Below are 22,630 nucleotides of genomic sequence, written 5' to 3' on the forward strand. Positions count from 1 at the left end.
GGGGGCTTCCGTGGCGGAGGCGGCGGAGGCGGCTTAAGTGGCGGAGGCGGTGGCCGGCGCTCCGATATCGCGCTGAAGCATGACATCGTCCTGCTCGGCCATCTCGCCAACGGCCTTGGCTACTATCGCTTCAGCTACATCGGCAGCGAAAAGGCCTATGTCGGCGTCATGGCGCAGGAGGTCGAGCGGGTGATTCCTGACGCTGTGACCCGCGGCAGCGATGGTTACCTGCGTGTCTACTATGAAAAGCTCGGACTGACTTTCCGCACATACCGCGACTGGCTCGCGGGCGGCGCGAGGATCCCTGCGGAGGTGACGCCATGACCGGTTTGAAATCGTTCCGCCGCGCGGTCCTCCCGGGGATGATGGCGCTGGCGCTCATGGGATCGGCGTCACAGGCACAGGTGGCCTACAAGACACCGGAGGATGCAGCCGCCGCGCTCGCCGCGGCGGTCAAGAGCGGCCCGGGCGACATCCTGAAGGTGCTTGGCAGGGACGCCGAGGACATCGTCTCTTCCGGCGACGAGGTCGCCGACAACGATATACGCCAGCGCTTCACGTCGATGTACGACGTCAAGCACGGCATCAAGGCCGAGGGCAACAAGACTGCGACCCTGATGCTGGGACCGGACGATTTCCCGTTCCCGATTCCGCTGGTCAACACCAAGACCGGCTGGGCGTTCGACACCGCCGAGGGACGGATCGAGGTGCTCCGCCGTCGCATCGGCCGCAACGAGCTCGATGCGATCCAGACCGCTCTCGCCTATGTGGATGCGCAGAACGAATATGCCGACAAGGACCGGGGCGAGGGCGCCGGCGTCTATGCGCAACGCATCGTCTCTTCGCCCGGCAAGAAGGACGGCCTGTTCTGGCGCGACGACAGCGATCCGAGCCCGCTCGGTGCGCTGGCGGCCGAGGCCTCGAAGGAGGGCTATCGCGCAGGCGATGTCGGGCCTGCGCCGTATCACGGCTACTACTTCCACATCCTCAAAGGGCAGGGCCCGAATGCGCCCGGCGGCGCGCTCAACTATGTCGTCAAGGGCAAGATGATCGGCGGCTTCGCCCTGATCGCCTGGCCCGCGGAGTACGGCAATTCCGGCGTCATGACCTTCCTGGTCAACCATGCTGGCGACGTCTACCAGAAGGATCTCGGCCAGCGCACGGAGTTCATCGCCGAGCGCACCACGCTGTTCGATCCCGACCAGACCTGGAAGAAGGTTGATGCCGCAAAACCGTGAACAGGCTAGGGCGTCGTGCCTGCGCGCGTGCCGGCTGATCGTGATCGTCCTGCTGGCGCTGGCGTTCGCGACGCCAGTCACGCCATCCTTTGCGCAGGCCGCCGGCCATGTCCACGCCAAGATCGTCAAGGCCGGCCTCCTGATCGGCGGTGGCGGCGGCAGCGGCGTGCTCACTTACCGCGGCAAGAACTATCCTTTCAAGATCACCGGCCTGAGCTTCGGCATCACGGTGGGAGCGACCGTTGGCCGGCTCGACGGCTGGGCCTCGGGCATAAGCGAGGTCAGTGACTTCGCTGGCACCTACAGCTCGGTTGGCGGAGGCTTTGCGCTAGTCGGCGGCGTCAACGGCGTTCACCTCCGCAACGAGAAGGGCGTCAACATCGTGCTTCAGGGTCCGAAGGCGGGAATGGAGCTCGCGGCTAACATTAGCCAGATCGCAATTGCCTTCAGATGAAGTCGATAATGGCCGGCTTCGGTGATCACATTGCGTTTTGGTCGCCTTTGGGCGAGGTCGATCGGTCGCCTGGTCGATCGGCGAGGGCTATGGGCTCAGAAAAACGGCTTGGATGGGATCGCCGCTCCCCATAAGACCAAGCGATTGCAGTTCGTCTCGATGAGCGTCTACCTCCAGAATCGTCAGGAGAAGTGCCAGCACGACCGCGGTATAGATCAGGGACCGTGACGCTTTGGCAGGCGCGGCCTCATGGTCTGGCGGTATCGCATCGCGAAGTGATCGCCACATCGAGATGAAATGCAGATACGCCTTGGGTCGTATTTGCATGACGTCGCCCTCGACGTTTCAGTCGGAGATGGGATCAGGCTAGGTCCGGTTCAAGCCGAGAACAGCCATTGCGGCATTGAGTAGCGGGCACTTTCTGTCATGCGGCGCAGCATGGAAACCGAACAGCGGCTTCGATCGTTGACGCGACCGAGCGAACGCAGATATCCCGCATGAGCGCCAGTAACCGCCCGGATCTACTGTAAAACCAGAGATGAATTGGGTCCCGAGTCTCAGCACCAGTCTCCACATCGTTGCCGCCTTGCTGGCGATCCATTCATCGCCGGTGCAAGCGCAATTAACAGGTCACGGTGGACCCGTGCGGGCGATTGCGGTGTCCAGTGATGGCAACAACGTTCTGTCGGGCAGTTTCGATACCGCCGCCATCCGGTGGTCGCTCAAGACCGAAGCCGCTGAGCAGGTCCTTCGGTTTCACTCTGATGCGGTGAACGCGGTTGCCTTCCTGAAGGACGGGCGAATGGCGACCGCTGGTGCGGATGCGAAGGTAGCGATCTGGACGGCCGGCCGGCAGCAGCCGGACCGGGTTTTCGAGGGCCATACCGCGCCGATCGTTTCACTGGCTGTCTCGCCGGATGGTGCAAGACTAGCCACTGCCTCCTGGGACCATACGGTTCGCGTCTGGTCGCTTGGCGACGGCGCGCAGCAGATTCTGGAAGGGCATGTGCAGAACGTCAACGGCGTCGCATTCACACTGGATGGTCGATCGCTGGTGAGCGTGGGTTATGATTGTGAGCTGAGGATCTGGCCGTTGGTGGAGGGCACCCCAAGCGTCGCGATGCTGGCTTCGCCCCTCAACGTCGTGGCGGTTGCACCGGACGGCGAGATCGTAACAGGTGGTGCCGACGGGAAACTACGCTTCCTGACGTCAGAGGGCCAGGGAAGCGGCGAGGTTCAGGCTGGCCAGACGCCGATTGTCGCGCTGGGGATATCTCCAGACGGCACGTCGGTCGCTACTGCGGGAATTGGCGGTGGCGTGGCGATCATCGACCGAAAGGCGCGGACCATCGCGCGAACGCTGGTCGATCCAGGTTCGCCGGCGTGGTCGGTCGCGTTCTTGCCTGATAACGCGGCATTGCTGACGGGTGGCGCTGACGGCAAAATCCGACGCTGGAATGCGCTGACTGGCGAGCCCAAGGGCTCATCGTTGCAAGCCACGCCGCGCGATCCGCTTGCCGCCTATGCAGGAGATCACGGCGCCGAGGTGTTCAGGGCGTGCATTGCCTGTCACACCCTGTCCGAGAAGGACGTGCAACGCGCCGGCCCCACGCTGGCCGGCTTGTACGGCCGCAGGATTGCGTCCCTGCCCGGCTATCGCTTCTCCGACGCTCTGAAAGGGATGAACATCGTCTGGACGCCTGAAACCGTATCAAAATTGTTCGAACTCGGTCCAAACGCCTACACGCCCGGCACAAAAATGCCGGACCAGCGGATCGGATCCGCGGAGGATCGCAAGGCGCTCACGGATTTTCTCGGACGCGCGACGTCGAAATAACTCTTTGCGTCAACCTAGTTCTTGGTTTCCCGTTGGCGCAAATAATCGTCGGTTGTACGCGGCGGCGTTCGCTCTGGAACGCCCTTGAACGGATCGAACTCTTGCTCGCTCATGGCGATGACGCGGCAATCCGCACACATTCTGACCACGTCCAGTCGCTTGTCGCCCATCGGAAACATCCAGTGCCGTCCTTCAAGCTTCGCGGCAATCTTGTCGATCGTACTTTTCACGCCGAAGGGCTTGTTGCAGCGGATGCAAAGCGCCGGTTCTTCTTCCTTGATTACGCGGGCCGCCGCTCTGGCGGCACCGAAATCGATCTGCGGCTTCAATGTAATCACCTTTTCCGGGCAGGCGCTTTGGCATAATCCGCACTGAACGCAGGCGTCTTCGACGAATTTGAGCACGGGCCGTTCGGGATCGTCGCGAAGGGCGCCGGTAGGACAGATCGAGACGCAGGACAGGCACAGGGTGCACCCATCCACATTGACGCTGATCGCTCCGAGCGGCGCGCCTTCAGGCAGAGCGATCACGTCGGTCGGCGCAGGTGCGACGCGGTGCAGTTCGTGAAGAGCGAAGCGAAGCAGATCGCGCCGCTTGCCGACTGTCTTGAAGGTTGCGGGAAGCTGCACGGCCGGTGCGGGCTCGATCGCCCGCAGCACTTCACCCAGAACATCCGGATCGTCCGTTTCGATGGCTGAAACGCGCTGGCCGGAAAGTCCGAGTCCGGAAACAATGGTATTGGCTATCGCGATCGTCTGCGACAGACCAGTGAGATCATGCAGCGGCTTTGCCCGCAGAAGAAAGCGGATCGCCGCCGCGCCATAGGCAAAAGATGCCGCGACGGCTTCCAGGCCAATCTGCGCCACCTCGTTGACAGCGAACGGTAGTACATTGGCCGGAAGCCCATCGCCGTGACGAGCAAGCGCGTCGATCAGCGCAGCGCCATGTTGGTCATCGTGAAACAGTACAATGGCATTCGCGCCACCGGCTTCCCGATAGGTCAGCAGCATGGCGCGCAATTTGTGCAGCAGCGTATCCGCTGGCGGCAGAGCATAGGAGGCTGCGCCTGTCGGGCAGGCCGCGGCACATTGGCCGCACCCGCCGCAGACCTCCGCGTTGATCTTGACGTGATCGCCGTCCGGCGTGATTGCCCTGGTCGGACAGAGATCGAGGCAGCGGTGGCAGCCCGTCTGCTTCGAGCGCGAATGGACGCAGATATCTGCAGTGAAATTGACGTATTGCGGTTTGTCGAAGCTGCCGACAAGGTCGCGGGCCTTCAGTACTGCGCGCAGCATGGCTGCCGGATCGCGTGGATCCGCCCGAAGATAACCGTCGCGCAAGTCGTGAGCGGGGAAAAGCGGCGTTCCGCCGGAAAGATCAAGGACGATGTCGCAGCGCGAGGTCAGGCCGCTGCGGGAAGCTTCGAAGACCAGTGTGTCGCGCGAGGAGGGGCGGGGCAAGGCGTAATTGTCGATTGCAAGCTCGAACGCCCCCAAATGGCCCTTGGCGTTGCGCACCGTTCCCTGGACGATCGGAAACGATGTCGTAGCCGGGGGGGGTCAGCTGCGCCGGCATTGTGAGCATGACCGTCACGTCGAGATGATCTGCAAGCAGTCGGCCGGCTTCGACCGCAGCTTCGTCGCGGCCGTAGATCAGGATCACACCTTCGCTCGATAAGGTGACAAATGGGAAGGCAGGCGCAATCTCGGACGCAGCTGCGAGCAGTGCCGCCATTTTGGGACCTGCCTTGGCCCCATCCACCGACCAGCCCGCCGTCTCGCGAAGATTGACGAATTCCAGCTTTCCGGAACGTCCCTTCGCCTCGTCGCCGAAAAGCGGTGCCTCCTGCGTGCAGCCGACGATGAGGGAGCCTTCCGCCTTCGCGGCGTTGCGAAAATGATCGAGCTCGGCGCGACAAAGCTGGCGGAACCCGGCGATTTCGCTCTTGCGGCATCCTCGCTTAAGGGCGGCCGTATCGAGGCGCATCGTGTCCTCGCACGAGCAGATCAGGATGGTTTTCGGCGGATCGACCATACGCAGTCATCTACCTCCCGAAGGTCAGGCAACGATATTGAGCGGACTCGCGTCGCTTCCTCTGCTCGATTAAGTTATTCTCGCGCGTGGAGAAAAGGAAGCTGGAGGCTCGCCTGACGTCAACAGCCCGCACCCGCTCGTCGGTCTCGGACCCGATCAATCTGCCTCCGCCGTTCACGCTGGTGAGGCTGCGCGAAAGTCGTGACGCCTTCACCCGCGCCATGGAGATTGCCGAAGAGAGCGGGGCAGGTACGCTGACCTATGTGGGACGGTTCGATCTCGCCGAGTTCGCGGTCGTGCTTGAGCCCGGGGAGCCCTTGCGCACCGCGTGCCGCGCTTTTTATGCGGGAATGGTGGCGCTCACCGACGCCTTGCGTGCCTATGCGCCGCCGAACAAGGAGATCACGATCGACTGGCCGGATGCGATCCGTGTTGACGGTGGTCTTATTGGTGGCGGGCGGCTCGGCTGGCCCTCACCTGCGAAAGAAGATGAGCCTCCGCACTGGCTGGTATTCGGCGCCATGATCAGGACAGTTGCGATGACTGACCGGGAAGCCGGCCTGTATCCGCTTGCTTCCGCACTGGATCAGGAGGGCTTTGGTGAGGCAGGCGCGGTTCAGGTGACCGAAGGCTTTGCGCGGCATCTGATGCGCGCACTCGACGCATGGCAAACCGACGGTTTCGACGGCATTGCACGCGATTTCCTGAATAGGCTGCTGCGCGAGCGGAATATCTCTCGCGCGATCGCCGACAACGGTGATCTTGTGGAACGCCGGATCGGGACGGACAGGACCGATCGGCGCGATTTGAGGAAGGCCTTGCTGTTGCCCTCGTGGCTCGATCCGAAGCTTGGAGGACCGCGCCAGTGAAGCTTCTGCGCACCATCGCGCTCGACCCCTCCGATACGTTCGTGTTCGACGTGCCGGCGGAGCCGGGCGATTGGGCGGTGTCGGGTGCGTTCCGCTTTTGCGATCGCGATCCGACGAAGCTGATCGGCAAGGATCGTTCGGCGTTCCGCAGCGGTTTTCTCGGAGTGCAGTCCTGGGGCTGGTCGACGCTGGTGCAAATCGTCCGCGCCACCGAGGACGATCGGCGGGCGGTGGTAGAGCTCCTTGCAAGGCAGCTGGTCGAACGGTTCGGGGCTCCGGATCTCGCTGCTGCGCGACTTGCCGCAGAAGATGAGGTTGCCTTTGCGCAATCGCTCTGCACGCATCCCCTCAGCGCGCTGATCGCGGTTCACCGTGCCGCAAGCGATGGCGAGATCCGCGAGTCATTCCGCAGATTGCAACTGCGCGAGGGCCAGCGTCATGGCAAGGCGTTCTCGTTCATGGAAGTGGAGGATGACGCCGAGGCCGACAGCACTCTCAACCCTGCGAAGGTGAGTGAGGAGCAGTGGCGCCGATGAAGGATTTTTGGACCGCCTGCGGCTATCATCTGCTCGATCACAACGCGAGCGGCGGGCTCGTTGTCACGGATGAGTTCTTGAAGGCCTATTTGGCGCGTCCGGAGCTGATGCCGCCGGACAATGCATGCGTGGTCGAACGCAGGCTGCACCAGCAACTGCTCGTAGACCCGCGCCGGACGGTTTCTGCAGAGGAGATAGCCGCGATTGCCGATGCGGATGCACGAGAGAACTGGCAATTCGTGCTTGCATTTCGCCAGCTCCTCATGCGTGAGCCTACGCTGGAAGCGGCGTATCTCGCACTGGTGCGTTCGGGATCCATCAGCTTGCCGCCGCTATTTGTGAACCAACTGGTGCAGGTGATCCTGCGAAACGCGCTTGACGGCTGTGAGGACCCGTTCGTGCTGCGCGCAGCCGAATTGTTCTTCCGGGCACAGCGTATAGTACCGCACGAACATTCGCTGCTGTTGGGAGACGAGGAAGTTGGCCACCGGGTGAGCCCGACGCCGGTATTGTCGCTGATCTCGATGTTGGGGGGCGCGACCAGCGCCGAGCTTGACGTACTGAGCGAGGCTAATGCCGACAGCTATTGGAGGCGCAGCGATCGGTTCGATCTTGCGCTCGAATTCAGCGTCGGAACGCGGGGCCCGGCTGAACTGGCAGGGGCCATGAGGCGCTGGATTTCACATTTGCTCGGAGTTGACGTCGTTATCGAACCGCTCACCGCCCTGCGCGATGCGGAGCTCACCTGGTATGTTGGACTCGATGCTGACGGCACGCGAATAGGTGACTGGCTTTGGCACGGAGAGACGCTCGATAACCGAACGATGGCACGCGTGCTTGCGTTGTTCCGTGTGACTTTCGCCGATGCCGGTCTGGTGGTCGATGCCGTAGGGCGCGAGCCGGTCTACCTGATACTTGCAATGACCTCCGATCGGCTGGTGCGCATGAAGCCGCAAAACCTGTTGACGGGACTGCCGATCAAACATCTGGAGGCTGCTACGTGAGCCCTGCAGCTCGGCCGCTGTTGCGCATTCCGGTCGGTGTCGTGGTCGAGCGCCGACAAGCGGATTCCCCATGGATCGATTTTATCTGGCGTGGCATCGGCGTGCTGCCGGATGAGCCGGAGATGGCGCCATGGACCATCATACGGGAGGAGGAGGGAACGACGCTCTTTTACGCGGGGAGTGCGACGGTGGATCTCTATCGTTCGGAAGCAGCGCGCTACCGCGACAATCTTGCCACGGGGGCTCCCAGTATCTGGGTCGTATTGATCCCTGCCGAGGGCACCTGGCCCTACGCGATCGGCGCCGTCACGGCAGATCCCGCGGAAGGGGAGGCATTCACGCAGGCAGGCGCCAATCTGGTCGAAGCCGTTCCAATGCCTGAGGCGCTGCATCAGGCGATTGAAAACTTCATTGCCGAGCACCACGTCGAGGTGGAGTTCGTCAAGCGCGAGCGGCGCCGTGCCGATCCGGAAGCGCTCGCGCGACGTCACCACGAAGGTGGGCACGAATGAGCGACGAGCAGTTTTTGGCGCGCTGGTCGCGTCGTAAGCAGGAAGCGGCCGGTCACGCTGAACCGGCGTCGGAAAAAGCCGCCGAGGCGGTTGGATCGGCGACGTCCGAGCCTGCCGCGGCAGAGCGTGGGGCGCCTGAGATGGAACTTTCGAACTTGCCCCCAATTGCTTCGATTGATGCGGCTACGGATGTCACGGCTTTTCTGCGCCAAGGCATTCCGCAGGAGTTGTGCCGGGCGGCGCTTCGTCGTGCCTGGAGCGCCGATCCTGCTATCCGTGATTTCGTGGGATTGGCGGAAAACGCCTGGGACTTCAATGATCCGAACGCGATGGCTGGTTTCGGTCCGCTTGACTATTCCGCTGAACAGGTTGACGCACTCGTTCGCCGCATTGTGGGCGGCGTCGCGGAGGCCGCTGAGAGGGTTCCCGATGCGCCCGCAGAGCTTGCCGAAGACGCTGCACGGTCGGCTTCCGCGGACGCCCGTGTCACGCAATTATCAGATCCAGTGAAGGTGATCACGAAACCTCGACTGTTCGACGAGTCCGCAGCCCGAGAGTTGCCGTCAAATTCTGCTGCATCGCAACCCGCGGCCGTGAGTGATGCGAATGCCGCAAGTGATGCGACCGAAGAGCCTCCTCTTCCGCGCCGCACACATGGCGGAGCGTTGCCTCGCTAGACTGCGACTAAATACGATAGCCTCAGGCTATGGCTGTTAGTTGACCGCTCCCGACCCGCGCCGTAGTCTTTTCCTATGCAAACGTAGTCAAGCGCTTGGCCCCTGGGATAGGAGGGCAGCGTGCGCGATGCAGGCCTTGAACGTGCCATCGATGCAGCGGGCGGCGTTGCCGAGCTCGCCCGAAAAATCGGCATTGCCCAGCCCTCGGTGTCGAACTGGAACCGAGTGCCCGCGCAACGTGTGATTGCGGTCGAACGCGCAACTGGCGTGTTGCGCATGGTGCTTCGTCCCGATCTCTATAGCGAGCCTGCTGTGACGGACAACGTGGTTGATCCGATTGATGGCGGACGCGCACAGGAATACGCGCTGCTCGCAACCTTGCTCTCGTCGGCGCCATCTGCTGCATTACTCATACAAATCGCGCAATTGAACGGTGATGCGACGGCGCTCGGGGGCGCCCACTCAGCCCTTGCAGATGCCGCCTCGATTGCGGTCGCAGGCGAGGTCGAGCGCGAATATTTCGACTTGTTCGTCGGTTTGGGCCGTGGCGAATTGCTGCCTTACGCATCGTATTACCTGACGGGATTTCTCAACGAACGCCCATTGTCGCGTTTGCGCGATGATCTCGCCGCGCTCGGCATCGAGCGGGTCGAGAGTAATTGTGAGCCCGAGGATCACGCGGCGACGCTGTGCGAGATCATGGCGGGTCTTGCGGCCGCGCGCTTCCAGGTGTCGCCGGAAGCGCAGCGCGCCTTCTTCGAGAAACATGTGTCCAACTGGATGGGACGTTTGTTTGCCGACCTGGAGAAGGCGGAAAACGCGCGATTCTACCGATCGGTCGGGACGCTTGGACGAGTATTTCTGGCAATAGAATCCGAGGCTTTCACCTTCGCCAACTGACCGGCGCCGCTGGTCCGGGAGAGATGCGATGAGAGACGACAAGAAATCGACAGCCGGCCGCCGCGACTTCCTTCGCAAGGTCGGCATCGGCACGGTCGGCGCCGGAGTGACGTTGGCGACACCCTTGATGACGCCCGCGCAAGCCGACAGCGAGACCGACCAGGAGAGGCGCAAGGCGCGCTACAAGGAAACTGAACATGTGAAAACGTTTTACCGCGTCAATCGTTATCCCAGTTGAGGGAGGCGGCCGTGCTGATCAAGAGAACACAACAGCGTTCCCAAATCGCTTCACGCGGATCAATTGCGGCAGGCATGGCCGGGCAAACCAATGGTCTCGACCGCCGCACGTTCCTGCGCCGATCGGGCCTTGCCGGTGGCGCGCTGGCTGCGTTAGGCACGCTGCCGCTTGGCAGCGTACGCACGGCGAAAGCTGCAGCTGCAGGTCCCCTCACATCTGGGGCGACCGTTCGCAAGAGCATCTGCACGCATTGCTCGGTCGGGTGCACCGTGACCGCGGAGGTCTTGAACGGGGTTTGGATCGGCCAGGAGCCGAGCTGGGAGTCCCCCATCAATCGCGGATCGCATTGTGCCAAGGGCGCGTCCGTGCGCGAGCTCGTGCACAGCGAACGCCGCCTGCGCTATCCGATGAAGCTGGTTGGCGGACAGTGGACGCGCGTCTCATGGGACACGGCGATCAACGAGATCGGCGACAAGCTGCTCGAAATTCGCCAGAAGTCGGGGCCGGATTCGGTTTACTGGCTCGGATCGGCCAAAATGACGAATGAGGGCTCCTATCTGTTCCGTAAACTCGGCGCATTCTGGGGCACCAACAACACCGACCATCAAGCACGCATCTGCCATTCGACAACTGTCACGGGCGTGGCCAACACCTGGGGCTACGGCGCGATGACCAACAGCTTCAACGACATCCGCAATGCCAAAACCCAGATCATCATGGGCGGCAATCCAGCCGAGGCGCACCCGGTATCGCTTCAGCACCTGCTCGAGGGCAAGGAGCTTCAAAAGGCCAACTTCGTCGTCATTGATCCGCGCCTGACGCGCACCGCGGCCCACGCTACCGAATATGTGCGCATGCGGCCCGGCGCCGATATCCCGGTCCTCTACGGCATGATGTGGCACATCCTCCAGAACGGGTGGGAGGATAAGGAGTTCATCAAGCAGCGCGTCTACGGTTTCGATGATCTCCGCAAGGAAGTGGAGAAGTGGAATCCGGAAGAAGTCGAGCGCGTCAGCGGCGTTCCCGGCGAGCAGCTCAAGCGGGTCGCGAAGATGCTTGCCACCGAGAAGCCGGCAACACTGATCTGGGCCATGGGACAGACCCAGAAGACCGTCGGCACGGCCAACGTGCGGGCGAGCTGCATCGCGCTGCTGCTGACAGGCAACGTCGGTGCGCCCGGCACGGGCGCCAACATCTTCCGCGGCCATGACAATGTGCAAGGAGCGACTGACGTCGGGCTCGATATCGTCACGCTGCCGTTCTACTACGGCCTCGCCGAGGGCGCCTGGAAGCATTGGGCGCGGGTTTGGGAAGTAGACTACGAGTTCCTGCAGTCGCGCTTCGACTCCAAGCAGATCATGGAAACCCCAGGCATCCCGCTCACCCGCTGGTTCGAAGCGGTGACACTGCCCAGGGAGCAGGTCGCGCAGAAAGACAATGTGCGGGCCGTGTTCGTGCAGGGGCACGCCAGCAACAGCATCACGCGTATTCCTGAATCCCTGAAGGGGCTGAAGGCGCTCGAGCTGCTCGTGATCGCCGACCCGCATCCGACCACCTGGGCTTCGCTCGCGGTGGAGGCGGGACGCAGAGATGGCCTCTACATTCTCCCAGTCGCTACGCAATTCGAATGCAAGGGTTCGCGCGTCGCCTCGAACCGCTCGCTGCAATGGGGCGAGCAGATCGTCAAGCCGGTGTTCGAATCGAAAGATGACCTCGAAGTGACCTATCTGATGGCGAAGAAGTTCGGCTTCGCCGACAAGATGTTCAAGAACATCAAAGTGGAAAACGATGTTCCTGAGGCCGAGGATATCCTGCGCGAAATGAACCGCGGCAGCTGGTCGACCGGTTACTGCGGCCAGTCGCCCGAGCGCCTCAAGGCGCACATGAAGAACCAGGCCAAGTTCGACTTTCTGAGCATGCGCGCGCCCAAGGACGATCCGGAAGTCGGCGGCGACTATTACGGCCTGCCTTGGCCCTGCTGGGGTAAGCCCGAAGTGCGCCATCCTGGCACGCCGCTGCTCTACAACACCAATCTCCATGTGATGGATGGCGGTGGCACGTTCAGACCGCGCTTCGGGCTCGAGCGCGAGGAGAAGCTTCCTGACGGTACCACGCGGAAGGTCAGCCTGCTTGCAGACGGGTCCTATTCCAAGGGTTCGGCAATCCAGGACGGCTATCCGGAGTTCACGCTGGCGAGCTTGAAGAAGCTCGGCTGGGACACAGATCTGACGGCAGAGGAAATGGCTACGATCAACCGGGTCAATCCCGCCAATCCCGATGCGGTGTCCTGGTCGCTCGACCTGTCGGGCGGCATCCAGCGGGTGGCCCTGATGCATGGCTGCGTTCCTTACGGCAACGGCAAGGCGCGCATGAATGCATTCGGACTGCCGGATCCAATTCCCGTGCACCGCGAACCGATCTACACGCCACGCGTGGATCTGGTCTCGAAATATCCGACGCTGCCGGATGCCAAGCAGTTCCGCATGCCAAACATCGGTTTCTCCGTGCAGAAGGCGGCGGTCGAGAGGGGCATCGCGAAGCAATTCCCGCTCGTCCTCTCCTCGGGTCGTCTTGTCGAGTATGAGGGCGGCGGCGAAGAGACGCGCACCAATCCGTGGCTTGCTGAACTACAGCAGGACATGTTCATCGAAATCAACCCTGGCGATGCCGCCGATCGCGGTATCAAGGACGGCGGCTGGGTCTGGGTGACGGGCGCCGAGAGCAATTCCAGGGCCAGGATGAAGGCGCTCGTTACCGAGCGCGTCGGCAAGGGCGTCGCCTGGATGCCCTTCCACTTCGGCGGCTGGTACGCAGGCCAGGATCTCCGCGGCAACTATCCGAAGGGCACCGATCCGATCGTGCTCGGCGAAAGCGCGAACACGATCACCACCTACGGGTACGATCCGGCGACTGGCATGCAGGAGCCCAAGGTCACTCTCTGCCAGATCGCAGCGGCATAAGGAGCAACGACCATGGCACGCATGAAATTCCTCTGCGACGCCGACCGCTGCATCGAATGCAACGCCTGCGTCACGGCCTGCAAGAACGAGCACGAAGTGCCCTGGGGAATCAACCGGCGTCGCGTCGTCACCATCAATGACGGCAAACCGGGCGAGCGTTCGGTGTCGATGGCCTGCATGCACTGCACCGACGCCCCATGCGCTGCGGTTTGCCCGGTGAATTGCATTTATACGACGGCTGACGGCGTCGTGCTTCACTCCAAGGACCTGTGCATCGGCTGCGGCTATTGCTTCTACGCTTGTCCATTTGGCGCGCCGCAATATCCGAAGGTCGGCAATTTCGGTTCGCGCGGCAAGATGGACAAGTGCACGTACTGCGCCGGCGGGCCTGAGGCCGACGGCAGCAGGGAGGAGTACGAGAAGTACGGTGCGAACCGCCTTGCCGAGGGCAAGCTGCCGCTATGCGCCGAGATGTGTTCGACCAAATCGCTGCTCGCCGGCGACGGCGAAATCATTGCCCAGATCTACAAGGAGCGCGTGATGAAGCGCGGCTACGGCTCCGGCGCCTGGGGCTGGAAGACCGCCTATCGCGAGACGATCGAATCCTAGGAGGCGAGATCGCCAGCGATCGCGCAAAACCGGGAGGAACTCATGGCCTCTTTTGCACGATTCATCCGTCTTACCCTCAGTGGGTTGGCTTTCCTGCTGGTGATCTCCATGGCGGGACCGTGCGGTGCGCAGCAGATCAATCCGACCGCCAGCTCCGTGAACGAGCAGCAGCTCCTGCAGGAATTCGATCGCATCCAGGGGCGGGTCAGTATTCCCGATCAGCGGTCCGGCATCCTTATCCAGCCGGCGGGCCGCGAATGGCGCGAGTTTCGAGACCTGACGCTGCGCTGGATCGGCGGCATCACCATTCTTGGTATGCTCGCGGTGCTGATCATCTTCTATCTCAGCCGCGGCATGGTGCGACTGGAGAGCGGTCGTTCCGGCCGAACCATAGTACGTTTCAATTCATTCGAGCGTTTCGTGCATTGGATGACTGCGACCTGCTTCATCGTTCTCGCAATTTCCGGTTTGAATATCACCTTCGGCCGTCCATTGCTCCTGCCCTTGATCGGCCACGAGGCGTTTTCTGATTGGTCGCAGTGGGCCAAGTATGCGCACAACTTTCTGAGCTTCCCGTTCACCATTGGGGTCGTTCTGATCTTCCTGATGTGGATAGCGGGTAACATCCCGAACAAGGTGGATGTCGATTGGCTCAAGCGCGGTGGCGGTCTCGTGGGTCACGATCATCCACGGGCCTATCGTTTCAACGCTGGCCAGAAGGCGATCTATTGGATCGTGGTCATCGGCGGAGGTCTGGTCGCAGCTACCGGATATGCGCTGATGTTCCCATTCTACCTGTCAGGTATCGAAGGGATGCAGCTTGCCCAGATCGTGCACTCCATCGTGGCGATGCTGTTTATCGCCGCGATGCTGGCGCACATCTATATCGGCACGATCGGCATGGAAGGCGCGTTCGAGGCAATGGGCAGCGGCACCGTCGATGTCAACTGGGCCAGGGAACACCACGCGCTGTGGCTTGAAGAGCAAAATGCACGTACCAGCCCGCGACCCCAGCCCTCAGCCAGTGCGGCGGAGTAGGGAAACGCACGATCTCGGGCGTTCCAAGCGCGCTCGCTAGAGCCGCACGCCCGTTGTTGCAAAGGCCTGTTGGACCGGCTGCTGCACGAGGTTCAAAACCTCGGCCCAGGCAACCGCCGCGACGATGGCGACGACGCAGGCGAGCAAGAAAGCTCTCATTGCAGTTCTCCCAAAGAGATCGGGACGCCGTGAGAGTCTACAGAAGACAGCTCGTCGCGAACAGCGTTATCCTTTGCCGGCGAGGGGCAAGGGCCCGTCTTCGCAATTTTGATTCGCGACGGGTGAGCCTGTCGGAGCCACGCGCGGCCAAGGTCCAGGCCCTTAGTCCGATGCGTCCTTGACCGCGGCTTCGAAGGTCTTTGCCTCGAAGGCCGGCATGCTCTGGATCCGCCCCAGACCGTGGGTGGAGTACCAGACGGAAAACGCGAGGACCGCCTCCGGCTTCGGGGCATCGACGACGTCGACGAAATCGTAGTGGCCTTGCGTGTAGTGGATTGACTCGATCTTGATGCCCAACTTGTCGAGCTTTGCCTTAGCCTTGCTGACCCGGTCCGACTGCTTTTTTGCCCACTCAGGACTCAGGTTTCCGAGCAATACATATTTCATGGCCACCTCCACCGTACGTTGATGGTCTAGCGCGAAGGACAATGCAATTATACGTCGGCTGGCGAGCCACGCCTACGCCGTTCCGCGTCACGGAGTTGTGTAACCGGTCGCGTGAAGCGAGCCGCGCCCCGTCGGAAGTCATGCGCCAGGCCGCCGCCGCGTGCCAGCACGCGCGTCAAGCTTGTTCCTTCACTTCGAATCCGGATCGTTCGGAGGTCGTGCGAGTGATCCGGAGATCCTTCCGGCTCACGAAGTCCGCTCAAGGTCCTGCTTGAGTGCGACCAGGAAGCGGGCGGCTTCGCCCCCCGTCACCACGCGATGGTCAAAAGTGAGCGACAACGGCAGTACGCGCCGCACTGCGGGCTGCCCCCGATGGGCGACCACCCGTTGGGAAATCCGGCCGGCGCCTATGATGGCCGCTTGCGGTGGCACGATGATCAGATTGGCAAAGCGGCCACCGATCATGCCGAAATTCGACAGCGTAATGGTTGCGCCGCGCAATTCTTCCGGAGGTATCGAGCGCGCAATGGCGTCGGCTCGCAGCCGCTCCAGGCCGGCACGCAGGTCCGATACGCTCCGCTCGGCAACATTGCGCAGCACAGGAACGATCAGGCCTCCCTCGGTATCTACGGCGATGCCGAGATCGACGCGCTCGATCAGGCGCCGCTCCCGAGTGCGGGAATCATACCAGGCATTGAGTGCGGGCTCTGCCTTGCAGGCGGCAGCAATCGCTTGGGCCAGGCGGATTGTTATGTCCTCGCCGGGGCGCCAATCGTCGATATCGGCCTCGTCGGTGACGGTGGCCGCGACGATCTCGGAATGGGCTGCCATCATGCGTTGGGCCATCGCGCGCCGCATGCCGCGCAGCGGCTCGGCGGGGCCGGTTTGGGACGTGCTCCTCGCAGCGCGCTCGACGTCGGCCCGCGTGATCGTGCCTTCCGGTCCCGTACCCTCGACGAATTCAAGAGCGACGTTGAGCTTGCGTGCAAGTGCGCGCACCGCCGGAAAAACCTGAGGTTCCAGACCGGCCGGCCGCGCGGTAGGCATTCCGGCTTCCGGTGGATGTTCGCCGCTGCGCAACTCGCCGACAATTGTGCCGGTATCCTGCTCGACGCCTTCGGCAAACTCTACCAGTGTCGTTCCGACCTTCACGAGATCTCCCTTGGCGCCAAAGAGGTGCGCGATGCGTCCACTTGACGGCGAGGGTATCTCGACAACCGCCTTGTCGGTTTCGACGGAAAGCAACGGTTGATCGGTGACGACGTGATCGCCTTCGTTGACATACCAGGTGACGATCTCCGCCTCTTCAAGCCCTTCTCCCAGATCTGGCAGCGCGAACCGGTGCATGGGACAGAGTCCGTCGTGATTTAGCCGAACTGACACAGCTTGCGCGCGGCGGTCACGATGCGATCGACCGACGGCATGTAGTGCTGCTCGAGGCGAGCCATCGGTACGATCGTGTCGTAGCCGGTGACGCGTGTCACGGGCGCAAGTAGCGAGGTGAGGCCGTGTTCAGCGACAGTAGCGGCGATCTCGGCTCCGAAACCGCCTGTGCGCGCCGCCTCGTGCACAATGAGGCAGCGCCCGGTCTTTGCGACCGAACTCAGGACGGTCTCTTCGTCATAGGGTTTGAGCGTGGCAAGATCGACGACTTCGGCAAGAACGCCTTCGGCAGAGAGTGCATCGGCGGCAGCAGCGGTTTCCTTCAGCGCCGCGCCCCAACTGATCATCGTGATATCGCGCCCGTCCCTCAGCACGAAGGCATGATCCAGCGGCAAGGCTTCGCCGTTGTCCTCCACTTCGCCTTTCGCCGCGCGGTAGAGGCGCGTTGGCTCCAGAAACACGACGGGATCGGGATCGCGGATCGCGGCGAGGAGAAGTCCATATGCGCTCTCCGGCGACGAAGGCATAACGACACGCAGGCCAGGAATATGGGCGAGCATGGCCTCTGTGCTTTCGGAGTGATGCTCGGGCGCGCGAATGCCGGCCCCATGCGGCGTGCGCAGGACCATTGGGCAGGTGAGCCGTCCCTGCGTACGGTTGCGCATTCGAGATGCGTGGTTCACCAGCTGATCGAGGCAGGGATAGACAAATCCCATAAACTGGATCTCGCCGACCGGTTTCAGTCCCTGCGCAGCCATGCCGACGCAGAGCCCGCTGATGAGGAGTTCAGCAAGCGGCGTATCGAGCACGCGCTCGGATCCAAAGCGTTTCTCTAAGCCGACAGTTGCGCGGAAGACGCCGCCATTCAAGCCGACGTCTTCGCCAAGCACGACCACGCTTGGATCATCCTCCATCGCCCGTGCGAGCGCCAGATTGAGGGCCTCGACCAAGGTCATCTCAGGCATCGCGCTCTCCCGCAAGCTCATGACGCTGCGCGGCATAGGCCTCCGGCAGGTTCGCATAGAGATGATCGAACATGGTTTCGGGTGGGCGCGGCGCGGTGGCGAGATAGCGCTCGACCGCCGCCTCGACGCGCTCATTGCACTCGGCGGCAAGCTGCTCCTCGTCTGCTTTGCTCCACAGTTTTTGGCCGACGAGATAGCTTCTCAAGCGTGCGATCGGCTCCTCTTTCCAACGGGCCTGGACTTCGTCAGTCGAACGGTAACGCAATGCATCATCGGAGGTCGTGTGATCGCCGAGTCGATAGGTGACCGCCTCGATGAAGCGGGGGCCCTTGCCGTCGCGGGCTGCCGTAATGGCCTCTTCAGCCGCCGCGCGCATGGCCAGCACATCGTTGCCATCGACCTGCTCGCCTGTGAATCCGGCGGCGACAGCCTTCTGGGCCAGCGTTTCGCAAGCAGTCTGCAGTCGTAAGGGTACCGATATGGCCCATTGATTGTTGGTGGCGACGAACACGACCGGCAGTCGGTGCACGCCGGCAAAATTCATCGCCTCGTAAACATCCCCCTTCGAGGTGGCGCCGTCGCCGAAGAGACACACCGCGACACGCGGCTCATTGCGTAGCTTGAACGCATAGGCAACGCCTGCGGCATGTGGCGCCTGGGATCCGACGGGGACGCAGAATGGGAAATCATGCACCGGTCCCGAGAAGTGGTTGCCCCGCTCGTCCCCGCCCCAGAATAGCAGGATCTCCTCCAGCTTGACGCCACGCCAGATCAGCGCGCCATTGTCGCGATAGGAGGGGAGCAGCACGTCTTCCTCCTGCATCGCACTGGCAATCCCCACCGATACCGCTTCCTGACCGAGCGAAACGGCATACGTTCCAAGCCGGCCCGTGCGCTGCAATGCGACGGCCTTTCGGTCAAACAGGCGCAGGAGCATCATGGACCGATAGAGCGCAACGAGTAGCCTCGCGTCGGAGGCGAAGGCGGGAAGTGGACGGTTGATCGAGCCGTCGGGCGCGAGGTAGTTGCGGTGGCGCACGTCAAAGCGCGCGATCACGGGGAGCTCTTGATTTGCCCGTTTACTGGCCACGCCCTTACTCCCGAGCGACGCTGCCTCCCAGAGTTGATCATCTGGTGCTTGCGCACGCGCTTTGCAATACCGTGGCGGAGACGCGCTAGCGTGGTTTTGGCTTTGCTGCATCGCGAGCAATCGCACACGTAACCGTGCGTGATGGCACTGGCTTTCTTGGACGCCGCGTCGTTCGACTTGCAATCGCTTTCCGACGGCCTACCATGGATTGCGCAGCTCACCTTACAGGAGCGCAGCCATGGAACTTACCGTGGTACCCATCGTCAAGCCGGATGCCGCCAACTTTATCTTCGGCCAGTCGCATTTCATCAAGACCGTGGAAGACCTTCACGAGGCGCTGGTCGGCGCGGTTCCGGGCATCCGCTTCGGATTGGCCTTTTGCGAGGCCTCCGGTAAGCGGCTGGTGCGCTGGTCGGGCAATGACGAAGCTGCTCTCGTCCTCGCACGTGACAACGCATTGGCCATCGGCGCAGGCCACACTTTCCTGATCTTCCTCGGTGACGGATTCTTTCCCGTCAACGTGCTGGCTACCGTGCGCGCGGTGCCAGAGGTCTGCCGCATCTATTGTGCGACAGCCAACCCGACCCAGGTGATTGTCGCCCAGACGGAGCAGGGCCGCGGCGTGCTCGGCGTGGTGGACGGCGCCTCGCCGCTGGGTGTCGAAACCGACGCCGACATTGCGTGGCGGAAAGATCTGTTGCGCAAGATCGGCTACAAGCTGTAGTGGCCGTCAGATCGCCGCTTGCGACGCACCGTCGAAGAAGTACAGGCGGTCAGGATTTAGGGCAAGGCGAAGCTGGTCATGGACTTTCGCCCTGACGGTCGGCTCTACGGCGGCTACCATCGTGCTGGGGCCGACCTTCACATCCAGGAGAATCTCAGATCCGAGCTTCTCGACGACCTCGACTATGACATCGACGGCGAGATCTGCTGCGTCGCTGCTGGCGGCCGCGCGCAGGTCCTCCGGGCGGATTCCAAGTGTGACGCTTTCTCCCACATGCTTACGAAGCCGGCCAGCGACCTCGGCCGGCAGTTTGATATGGATGCCTTCGTTGTTGGCCCACAGTAAGCCGTCGGCGTCAGCGGCGATCGTCACCGTCGCGAAATTCATCGCAGGCGACCCGATGAAGCCCGCAACGAAGCGGTTGGCGGGCGCATTGTAGAGCTCGAGCGGCTCGCCGACCTGCTGAACGACACCATCCCTCATGACGACGACGCGATCGCCGAGTGTCATCGCTTCGACCTGATCGTGGGTCACGTAGATGGCGGTGGTGCCGAGGCGAGCGTGAATCTTCTTGATCTCCACCCGCATCTGGACGCGTAGCTTGGCGTCGAGGTTCGACAGCGGCTCGTCGAACAGGAATACCTTCGGATGCCGAACGATGGCCCGTCCCAGGGCGACACGCTGCCGCTGGCCGCCGGAGAGCTGCCGCGGCTTGCGCTGCAGCTGCGCCTGGATGCCAAGGATCTCGGCCGCGGCCTTCACGCGTGCGTCGATCTCTGCGCGACCGAACCGCCGCATCTTCAGGCCGAACGCCATGTTGTCGTAGACGTTCATGTGCGGGTAGAGCGCATAGTTCTGGAACACCATGGCGATGTCGCGATCCATCGGCGGCAGCTCGTTGACGACCTTGTCGCCGATGAGGACTTCGCCCGAGGAGATGGATTCAAGGCCGGCCACCATGCGCAGCGTCGTGGTCTTGCCACAGCCCGAAGGACCAACCAGAACCACGAACTCCTTGTCGTTGATCTCGAGGTTCACGTCTTTGACGGCGTGGACCCCGTCGAACGTCTTGTTCAAATTGCGTATCTCGACCCGCGCCATGGTTCACCCTTTGACCGCTCCGGTGAGACCCGCGACGTAGTGCTCGACAAAGAACGAGTAGACGAATGCGACGGGTATGGACCCCAGAAGGGCGCCCGCCATCAGCGAGCCCCAGTAGAACACATCACCGCGGATCAGCTCCGACGTGACGCCGACCGGGACGGTCTTCTGCGCGGGGGAGGACAGGAAGACCAGAGCATAGATGAACTCGTTCCACGACAGCGTGAACGCGAAGATCCCGGCCGAGAGGATTCCGGGCACAGCGATCGGGAAGATGATGTAGAGCATCGCCTGCCAGCGGGCGGCGCCGTCGATGCGGGCGCATTCCTCGAGCTCCCGCGGGATCGCCTTGAAGTATCCCATCAAGAGCCAGGTGCAGAATGGGATCAGGAATGTGGGATAGGTCAGGATCAGCGCCCACGGCGTATCGCCGAGGTGAAAGTTGCGGACGACGTCGGCGAGCGGAATGAAGAGCAGCGTTTGCGGCACGAGATAGGTGATGAAGATGGCGGTCCCGAGCATGCCGGCGAAGCGGAATTTGAGGCGCGAGAGCGCGTATCCGGCCAAAAGCCCGCAGAACAGCGAAATCAGTGTCGCAGCAATCGAGATGAAAAGCGTGTTGAGCATCCAGGTGCTGAACAACGTCTCCTGCAAGAGATAGGTGATGTGATCGAGGGTCGGATGCGCGGTCCAGAACGGCGCGTAGTTCGGCGCGCTCCAGGGCCGGTAGAGCTCGGCATCGGGCCGTACCGCGGTGACCATCATCCAGTAGAATGGAAACAGTAGCGTGAAGACAAAGGCGCTCAACGGGATGTAGAAGAAAACCCAGCGCCGCCATTTTGCACCTTCGATCATGGCTCAAAGGGTCTCCACCCGGCGGATGTAAAGGAGCTGCACGATCACGACGACGAGCAGCACCGGGAACATGGCGAGCGAGATCGCCGCGCCCTGGCTCAACAGCCCGGTGCCGACGCCGATCTGGTAGGCATAGGTCGCGAAAAGGTGGGTGGCGTTGGCAGGCCCGCCGCCGGTCAGCACATAGACGAGCTGAAAATCGGCAAAGGTCTGGATGACCGAGAACAGAACCACCACCATCGTGACCGGCAGGAGGAGCGGCCATGTCACGTACCAGAAGCGTTGCCAGGGCCTTGCGCCGTCGATCGCCGCGGCATCCTGCAATTCCGGATTGATGGTCTGCAGACCGGCGAGCAGGCTGATCGCGTAAAACGGCACGCCGCGCCAGATGTTGACGATGATCACGGAGATCAGCGCCAGGCTCGGATCACCCAGCCAATTGATCCGGGTGCCGATGAGGCCGAGCCTGAACAGCGTCCAGTTGATGACGCTGAATGTGGGATCGAACATCCACTTCCATGCGAAGGTCGAGAGCACCGTGGGGATGATGAACGGCAGAAGGATGAAGGCGCGCGTAAAGGCTTTTCCCTTGAAGTTGCGATTGAGGAGAAGCGCAAGCCAGAGGCCGAGGGCGAGCTTGAAGACGGTTGTCACCGCCGTATAGACGACCGTGTTCCACACCGCGACGCGGAAGATGCTGTCGTTCAGCAGCAGAGCGAAGTTCTGCATCCCGACAAAGCTGCCGGGTACGCCGACCTTGGCATCCGTCACTGATAACTCCACGCCCTTGACGAACGGGTAGGCGATGAAGAGGCCGAGCAGCACCAGGGTTGGCAGCAGCAGGACGAATGCGAGCCAGCGCTCGTCCTCGAGGAGACGCGTGATCGGCCACCGGCGCACGGAGACCGCATAGGTATCCGAAGTCGTGACGTCGCTGACAGCCATCTCAAGTCCTCTCGACCGTGGCCCGCTCGCCCCCACTTTCATTGACCGTCCGGCG

The 22,630-nt window shown here is 62.3% G+C and carries 23 protein-coding genes and 1 pseudogene; 15 read left to right on the top strand and 9 right to left on the bottom strand.

Annotated elements, in window-relative coordinates; genetic code table 11:
• From AC629_RS01235 to AC629_RS01255, 4 genes are all read left to right on the top strand, one after another.
• Positions 1 to 324: tail fiber domain-containing protein (locus tag AC629_RS01235; protein WP_143198831.1), on the top strand; the 324-nt coding region annotated here is incomplete at its 5' end.
• Positions 321 to 1,238 carry a DUF2950 domain-containing protein gene (locus tag AC629_RS01240; RefSeq protein WP_084802969.1) on the top strand — a complete coding sequence of 306 codons (918 nt, stop codon included), beginning with the start codon at positions 321 to 323 and terminating at the stop codon, positions 1,236 to 1,238. The genes AC629_RS01235 and AC629_RS01240, both read left to right, overlap by 4 nt.
• Positions 1,222 to 1,692 (top strand): hypothetical protein, encoded by a 471-nt coding sequence (locus AC629_RS01245; RefSeq protein ID WP_084802970.1) that lies wholly within the window; start codon positions 1,222 to 1,224, stop codon positions 1,690 to 1,692. The genes AC629_RS01240 and AC629_RS01245 overlap by 17 nt, the downstream gene beginning before the upstream one ends.
• A gap of 538 nt (positions 1,693 to 2,230) precedes the next feature.
• Positions 2,231 to 3,529, top strand: coding sequence for a c-type cytochrome (locus AC629_RS01255; RefSeq protein ID WP_084802972.1), 1,299 nt, complete (start codon positions 2,231 to 2,233; stop codon positions 3,527 to 3,529).
• Positions 3,530 to 3,543: 14 nt separating this feature from the next.
• Here AC629_RS01255 and AC629_RS01260 read toward each other — a convergent pair.
• A pseudogene (locus AC629_RS01260) lies at positions 3,544 to 5,515 on the bottom strand (4Fe-4S binding protein).
• A gap of 230 nt (positions 5,516 to 5,745) precedes the next feature.
• On the opposite strand from AC629_RS01260, the gene AC629_RS01265 reads away from it, so the two are divergent.
• The 10 genes from AC629_RS01265 to AC629_RS01310 all read left to right on the top strand — a co-directional run bounded on the left by AC629_RS01265 (position 5,746) and on the right by AC629_RS01310 (position 14,906).
• Positions 5,746 to 6,432 carry a biotin/lipoate--protein ligase family protein gene (locus AC629_RS01265; RefSeq protein ID WP_245331661.1) on the top strand — a complete coding sequence of 229 codons (687 nt, stop codon included), beginning with the start codon at positions 5,746 to 5,748 and terminating at the stop codon, positions 6,430 to 6,432.
• Positions 6,429 to 6,968, top strand: a complete 540-nt coding sequence (locus tag AC629_RS01270) for a DUF6505 family protein (RefSeq protein ID WP_084802973.1) — start codon at positions 6,429 to 6,431, stop codon at positions 6,966 to 6,968. The genes AC629_RS01265 and AC629_RS01270 overlap by 4 nt, the downstream gene beginning before the upstream one ends.
• On the top strand, positions 6,965 to 7,972 hold the full coding sequence (locus AC629_RS01275) for a DUF6352 family protein (protein ID WP_084803048.1): 1,008 nt from the start codon (positions 6,965 to 6,967) through the stop codon (positions 7,970 to 7,972). The genes AC629_RS01270 and AC629_RS01275 overlap by 4 nt, the downstream gene beginning before the upstream one ends.
• Entirely contained in the window at positions 7,969 to 8,484 is a 516-nt protein-coding gene (locus AC629_RS01280; protein ID WP_084802974.1) for a DUF3305 domain-containing protein, read from the top strand. Before AC629_RS01275 ends, AC629_RS01280 begins: the two co-directional genes overlap by 4 nt.
• On the top strand, positions 8,481 to 9,161 hold the full coding sequence (locus tag AC629_RS01285; protein ID WP_084802975.1) for a DUF3306 domain-containing protein: 681 nt from the start codon (positions 8,481 to 8,483) through the stop codon (positions 9,159 to 9,161). The genes AC629_RS01280 and AC629_RS01285 overlap by 4 nt, the downstream gene beginning before the upstream one ends.
• 120 nt (positions 9,162 to 9,281) lie before the next feature.
• On the top strand, positions 9,282 to 10,061 hold the full coding sequence (locus AC629_RS01290) for a Cro/CI family transcriptional regulator (protein WP_084802976.1): 780 nt from the start codon (positions 9,282 to 9,284) through the stop codon (positions 10,059 to 10,061).
• A gap of 28 nt (positions 10,062 to 10,089) precedes the next feature.
• On the top strand, positions 10,090 to 10,299 hold the full coding sequence (locus tag AC629_RS01295) for a twin-arginine translocation signal domain-containing protein (protein ID WP_084802977.1): 210 nt from the start codon (positions 10,090 to 10,092) through the stop codon (positions 10,297 to 10,299).
• Between the two features lie 11 nt (positions 10,300 to 10,310).
• The gene (locus tag AC629_RS46425) at positions 10,311 to 13,259 is read left to right on the top strand and encodes a formate dehydrogenase subunit alpha (protein ID WP_084803049.1); all 2,949 of its coding nucleotides are present in this window, start codon (positions 10,311 to 10,313) and stop codon (positions 13,257 to 13,259) included.
• A 12-nt stretch (positions 13,260 to 13,271) separates the two neighbouring features.
• Positions 13,272 to 13,868, top strand: a complete 597-nt coding sequence (fdh3B, locus tag AC629_RS01305) for a formate dehydrogenase FDH3 subunit beta (RefSeq protein ID WP_084802978.1) — start codon at positions 13,272 to 13,274, stop codon at positions 13,866 to 13,868.
• Between the two features lie 42 nt (positions 13,869 to 13,910).
• On the top strand, positions 13,911 to 14,906 hold the full coding sequence (locus AC629_RS01310; RefSeq protein WP_084802979.1) for a formate dehydrogenase subunit gamma: 996 nt from the start codon (positions 13,911 to 13,913) through the stop codon (positions 14,904 to 14,906).
• Between the two features lie 36 nt (positions 14,907 to 14,942).
• On the opposite strand, the gene AC629_RS49690 is transcribed toward AC629_RS01310, so the two are convergent.
• The 5 genes from AC629_RS49690 to pdhA form a co-directional block, all read right to left on the bottom strand.
• Positions 14,943 to 15,065, bottom strand: coding sequence for a hypothetical protein (locus tag AC629_RS49690; RefSeq protein ID WP_283845155.1), 123 nt, complete (start codon positions 15,063 to 15,065; stop codon positions 14,943 to 14,945).
• A gap of 162 nt (positions 15,066 to 15,227) precedes the next feature.
• Entirely contained in the window at positions 15,228 to 15,512 is a 285-nt protein-coding gene (locus tag AC629_RS01315) for a GYD domain-containing protein (RefSeq protein ID WP_084803050.1), read from the bottom strand.
• 246 nt (positions 15,513 to 15,758) lie between these two features.
• On the bottom strand, positions 15,759 to 16,859 hold the full coding sequence (locus AC629_RS01320; RefSeq protein WP_084802980.1) for a dihydrolipoamide acetyltransferase family protein: 1,101 nt from the start codon (positions 16,857 to 16,859) through the stop codon (positions 15,759 to 15,761).
• 20 nt (positions 16,860 to 16,879) lie between these two features.
• Positions 16,880 to 17,860, bottom strand: a complete 981-nt coding sequence (locus AC629_RS01325) for an alpha-ketoacid dehydrogenase subunit beta (RefSeq protein ID WP_084803051.1) — start codon at positions 17,858 to 17,860, stop codon at positions 16,880 to 16,882.
• Complete coding sequence (gene pdhA, locus AC629_RS01330) at positions 17,853 to 18,917, bottom strand: pyruvate dehydrogenase (acetyl-transferring) E1 component subunit alpha (protein ID WP_084802981.1); 1,065 nt, start codon at positions 18,915 to 18,917, stop codon at positions 17,853 to 17,855. The genes AC629_RS01325 and pdhA overlap by 8 nt, the downstream gene beginning before the upstream one ends.
• 271 nt (positions 18,918 to 19,188) lie before the next feature.
• Here pdhA and AC629_RS01335 point away from each other — a divergent pair, with 271 nt between their 5' ends.
• Positions 19,189 to 19,674 (top strand): adenosine-specific kinase, encoded by a 486-nt coding sequence (locus AC629_RS01335; protein WP_084802982.1) that lies wholly within the window; start codon positions 19,189 to 19,191, stop codon positions 19,672 to 19,674.
• 6 nt (positions 19,675 to 19,680) lie between these two features.
• Here AC629_RS01335 and AC629_RS01340 read toward each other — a convergent pair whose 3' ends face one another.
• The 3 genes from AC629_RS01340 to AC629_RS01350 are packed head-to-tail and all read right to left on the bottom strand — an operon-like array spanning position 19,681 to position 22,575.
• Positions 19,681 to 20,775, bottom strand: a complete 1,095-nt coding sequence (locus tag AC629_RS01340; protein ID WP_084802983.1) for an ABC transporter ATP-binding protein — start codon at positions 20,773 to 20,775, stop codon at positions 19,681 to 19,683.
• Between the two features lie 3 nt (positions 20,776 to 20,778).
• Positions 20,779 to 21,630, bottom strand: coding sequence for a carbohydrate ABC transporter permease (locus AC629_RS01345; RefSeq protein ID WP_084802984.1), 852 nt, complete (start codon positions 21,628 to 21,630; stop codon positions 20,779 to 20,781).
• 3 nt (positions 21,631 to 21,633) lie between these two features.
• Positions 21,634 to 22,575: a carbohydrate ABC transporter permease gene (locus tag AC629_RS01350; RefSeq protein WP_084802985.1), complete on the bottom strand. Its 942-nt coding sequence runs from the start codon at positions 22,573 to 22,575 to the stop codon at positions 21,634 to 21,636.
• Positions 22,576 to 22,630 lie beyond the last annotated feature (55 nt).

This window comes from Bradyrhizobium sp. NAS80.1 (assembly GCF_001908205.1).
In the GTDB taxonomy this organism is placed as follows: Bacteria; Pseudomonadota; Alphaproteobacteria; order Rhizobiales; family Xanthobacteraceae; genus Bradyrhizobium.

Bases quoted from the DNA above. Each gene is read 5' to 3' on its own strand.
- AC629_RS01240 (WP_084802969.1), top strand. From the start codon at position 321: ATGACCGGTTTGAAATCGTTCCGCCGCGCGGTCCTCCCGGGGATGATG.
- AC629_RS01245 (WP_084802970.1), top strand. From the start codon at position 1,222: ATGCCGCAAAACCGTGAACAGGCTAGGGCGTCGTGCCTGCGCGCGTGC.
- AC629_RS01255 (WP_084802972.1), top strand. From the start codon at position 2,231: ATGAATTGGGTCCCGAGTCTCAGCACCAGTCTCCACATCGTTGCCGCC.
- AC629_RS01275 (WP_084803048.1), top strand. From the start codon at position 6,965: ATGAAGGATTTTTGGACCGCCTGCGGCTATCATCTGCTCGATCACAAC.
- AC629_RS01285 (WP_084802975.1), top strand. From the start codon at position 8,481: ATGAGCGACGAGCAGTTTTTGGCGCGCTGGTCGCGTCGTAAGCAGGAA.
- AC629_RS01295 (WP_084802977.1), top strand. From the start codon at position 10,090: ATGAGAGACGACAAGAAATCGACAGCCGGCCGCCGCGACTTCCTTCGC.
- fdh3B (WP_084802978.1), top strand. From the start codon at position 13,272: ATGGCACGCATGAAATTCCTCTGCGACGCCGACCGCTGCATCGAATGC.
- AC629_RS01310 (WP_084802979.1), top strand. From the start codon at position 13,911: ATGGCCTCTTTTGCACGATTCATCCGTCTTACCCTCAGTGGGTTGGCT.
- AC629_RS49690 (WP_283845155.1), bottom strand. From the start codon at position 15,065: ATGAGAGCTTTCTTGCTCGCCTGCGTCGTCGCCATCGTCGCGGCGGTT.
- AC629_RS01315 (WP_084803050.1), bottom strand. From the start codon at position 15,512: ATGAAATATGTATTGCTCGGAAACCTGAGTCCTGAGTGGGCAAAAAAG.
- AC629_RS01320 (WP_084802980.1), bottom strand. From the start codon at position 16,859: ATGCACCGGTTCGCGCTGCCAGATCTGGGAGAAGGGCTTGAAGAGGCG.
- AC629_RS01325 (WP_084803051.1), bottom strand. From the start codon at position 17,860: ATGCCTGAGATGACCTTGGTCGAGGCCCTCAATCTGGCGCTCGCACGG.
- AC629_RS01335 (WP_084802982.1), top strand. From the start codon at position 19,189: ATGGAACTTACCGTGGTACCCATCGTCAAGCCGGATGCCGCCAACTTT.
- AC629_RS01340 (WP_084802983.1), bottom strand. From the start codon at position 20,775: ATGGCGCGGGTCGAGATACGCAATTTGAACAAGACGTTCGACGGGGTC.
- AC629_RS01345 (WP_084802984.1), bottom strand. From the start codon at position 21,630: ATGATCGAAGGTGCAAAATGGCGGCGCTGGGTTTTCTTCTACATCCCG.
- AC629_RS01350 (WP_084802985.1), bottom strand. From the start codon at position 22,575: ATGGCTGTCAGCGACGTCACGACTTCGGATACCTATGCGGTCTCCGTG.